The organism is Mesorhizobium sp. M4B.F.Ca.ET.017.02.2.1 (assembly GCF_003998955.1).
GTDB classification, from domain to species: Bacteria; Pseudomonadota; Alphaproteobacteria; order Rhizobiales; family Rhizobiaceae; genus Mesorhizobium; species Mesorhizobium abyssinicae.
The window spans coordinates 1-3,289 of the sequence record NZ_RZOF01000496.1; the positions used below are offsets into that span (position 1 = coordinate 1).

Below are 3,289 nucleotides of genomic sequence, written 5' to 3' on the forward strand. Positions count from 1 at the left end.
GATCCGGCGAAGGACTGGATCCGCACCGTCGACTGGGAGAAGGTGCGCAGCGAATTCTCCGGCAAGACGGTCAAGTTCGCCATCGGCGCCGCCGACATGGAGTCGGCCGCGGACGGGCTGAAGCCCTTCGAGCAGCTTTCGGGAATGAAGGTCGAGCTGGTGCCGATCCCGGACGATTCGATGTACGACAAGGTGCTGGCCGAGTTCATCTCCGGCAACGCCAGCTTCGACGCGCTGCAGTTCTTCTCGCCGTGGCTCGGCGACTTCGCCGGCCCAGGCTTCCTTGCCAAGCTCGACGACTATGCCGCGAAGTGGAAGCTGCCGCTCGACGACTTCTACGACACCTATCGCCTGAACTACGGCTATTTCGGCGACCAGGGCCTGTACGGCATCCCGTTCGACTGCGATATCCAGATGGTGCATGTGCGTCCGTCGCTCCTGAAGAAGGTGACGGGCAAGGATGCCGACACCAAGCTGACCGTGCCGACCTATGACGAGATGATCAGGCTTTCGGCGGAGCTCAACAAGGTTGAGAAGGGCGTTGCCGGCGTCGGCCTGATGGGCGCCCGCGGCTTCTGGTCCACCTACACCTGGGAGCACATCGCCGCGCAGCACGGCGTCGATTTGTTCAACGATTCCTGGGAGCCGGTCTTCAACAGCGATGCCGGCGTCAAGGCGCTGGAAACCATCCTGGCGCTGAAGGCGTCTTCGGCGGAAGGCGTGGCCGGATGGGGCTGGGGCGAGAACCGCGCCGCCTGGCTCGGCGGCCAGCTCGCCATGAACATCTCCTGGCAGGATTCCGGCACCCAGGCGACACGGCCGGACCAGAGCCGCATCGTCGGCGACGTGCTCACCATCTATGAGCCGCGCGTGCAGATCGAAGGCGCCCGCTTCGCGCCGCCGAACATTGCCGGATCGACCTCCTGCGTGACGGCCACGTCGCAGAACCCGGAGGGCGCCTTCCTGATGCTCGCCTTCCTGACCACGGCATCGATCATGGCGATGAACGAGGCCAACGCCAATGGCGTCGCGCCGGGCTACAAGTCGGTGCTGAAGAACGATAAGCTGCGGTCGGTTTCCCAGCCCGCCGCGGTCTGGGCGGACTCGCTGGACTATGCCTGGTGCGCGCCACGCATTCCCGGCATGTTTGAGATGGAACAGGCGCTCGGAAACGAGATCAACAAGGCGATCGTCGGCCAGGCGAAGCCGAAGGAGGCGCTGGATGCCGGCGCCAAGGCCTGGAAGGAGATCATGACCAAGAATGGCTTCTTCTCGGACAAGGAACCCTTCAAATACGCCGCCGTGGCTCCGGCGACCTGGGCCGGCAAGGGAAAGACCCCGCCGGTCTGACGATTGAACGATGCTGGCTTGCCGACTGGTCCAGGGAGACTTCACGTAATGCAGGACTCCGCGGTCCAGAACAGTACAGGATGGGCGGCCAAGGCCGCTCATCCCGGCGTCAGGCTCCGACCCCGGAGCCGGTGGCGCCGCAAGGCCTTTCCCTATCTTCTGGTGGCGCCCTCGGTGATCTTCCTGCTGGGGATCACGCTCTATCCCGGCATCTATGCGATCTATCAGGGCTTCTTCCACGTCCGCTTCAACAACTGGACCTTCGCGGGCTTCGACAACTACAGCAAGCTGCTGTCGGATCCCGAATTCTGGCAGGCGCTGTGGAACACCTTCGTCATGGGCGCGATCGCGCTCGCGCTCGAATGCACGATCGCCATCAGCATCGCGGCCTTCGCCTATCGCGATCCCTGGGTGCGGTCGTGGCGCATCATCTTCCTGATGCCGATGCTGTTCATGCCCTCGGCCGTCGCCTTCATCTGGAAGCTTGCCTTCAACGACGGCCGCGTCGTCAGCGACCTGTTGATGCGGCTGGGGCTGATCGATGGCAACCTGGATTTCCTGGGTTCGGTCTGGCTTGCCCGGCTGACGCTGATCGTCGCCGACGTCTGGCAGTGGACGCCCTTCCTGTTCATCATCTTCGTCGCCGCGCTGCAGGGCCAGGACGCCGAGATGGAGGAGGCGGCGCGGCTGGACGGAGCCAAATGGCGGCAGATCTTCTGGAACATCTCGCTGCCGCTGATGATGCCGATCGTCGTCGTCGCGCTGATCCTGCGCGCCATCGACATCATCACGATGTTCGCCTCGGTCTTTATCATCACCGGCGGGACGCCCGGCGGCGCCACCGAGACGATCAGCTATTTCATCTATCGCATCGGCTTCAAGACCTTCAACTTCGGCTACGCCTCGGCCGTCTCGGTGGTGATGCTGGCAATGACCGTCATCGTCGCGCAGCTGTTCGTGAAACGCTTCTTCCGCTCGGGACGGGAATAGCCATGGCCGCCAAAGCGAAATCCTCCGAAAGCCTGCTGCTGCGCTACCTGGTGCTTGGCGCTTGGGCGGTATTCTGCCTGGCGCCGATCCTGTGGTTCCTGTCGATCGGACTGCGGCCGAGGACCGAAATCATCGCCGCCCAGCCGATCTATTGGCCGAGCTTCTCGCTCGATGCCTGGGACATGATCTGGACCGACTGGCCGATGGGCAACTATCTGCGCAATTCGGTCGTGGCGGTCGGCGGCAGCGTCGTCATCGATCTTCTGCTCGCGATCCCGGCCGCCTATTCGCTCGCCCGCTACAACTACCGGTTCCGCGAGGACATCGGCTTCTACATCCTGTCGACCCGCATGATGGCGCCGGCCATCGTCGCCATCCCGATCTTCTTCCTGTTCCGCCAGCTTGGCCTGCTCGACTCGGTCTGGGCGCTGATGCTGGTCTATGCGGCGATCAACCTGTCGCTGGTGACCTGGATCATCCGCTCCTACATGCTCGACATTCCGCATGAGATCGAGGATGCGGCCCGCACCGATGGCGCGTCCGACCTGCGCATCCTGGTGTCGATCATCGTGCCGATGTGCCTGCCGGGCATCATCACCGCGGCGGTGATCGCCGTCATCTTCGCGGTCAACGAGTTCCTCTTCACCTTGCTCATCGCGTCGACCAAGAACGCCTACACGCTGTCCGTGGCGCTGGCCAATTTCACCGGCGGGTCCGACGGCATCATCTACAACGCGATCGCGCTTGTCGCCTTCCTCGCCTTCGTGCCGATCATGCTTCTGGTCGTGCTGATCCAGAAGCACCTGTCGCGAGGCCTGACCATGGGCGCGGTCAAGGGCTGAGATTTCGCGCCGGCCCAAAGGGCTCCGGCGCGGCCAAAGAAAGAACCGGAAAGACGAACATGGCTCAGATTCAGCTCAAGAAGGTAACCAAGGGGTGGGGATCGGTC

3 protein-coding genes are annotated in these 3,289 nt (G+C 63.3%); all 3 read left to right on the forward strand.

The window, feature by feature from the left end; translation table 11 throughout:
• Window positions 1–1,350: extracellular solute-binding protein (locus EN738_RS32650; protein ID WP_127287160.1), on the forward strand; the 1,350-nt coding region annotated here is incomplete at its 5' end.
• A gap of 48 nt (window positions 1,351–1,398) precedes the next feature.
• On the forward strand, window positions 1,399–2,340 hold the full coding sequence (locus tag EN738_RS32655; RefSeq protein WP_245493322.1) for a sugar ABC transporter permease: 942 nt from the start codon (window positions 1,399–1,401) through the stop codon (window positions 2,338–2,340).
• 2 nt (window positions 2,341–2,342) lie between these two features.
• Window positions 2,343–3,182 (forward strand): carbohydrate ABC transporter permease, encoded by an 840-nt coding sequence (locus EN738_RS32660; RefSeq protein ID WP_127287161.1) that lies wholly within the window; start codon window positions 2,343–2,345, stop codon window positions 3,180–3,182.
• Window positions 3,183–3,289 lie beyond the last annotated feature (107 nt).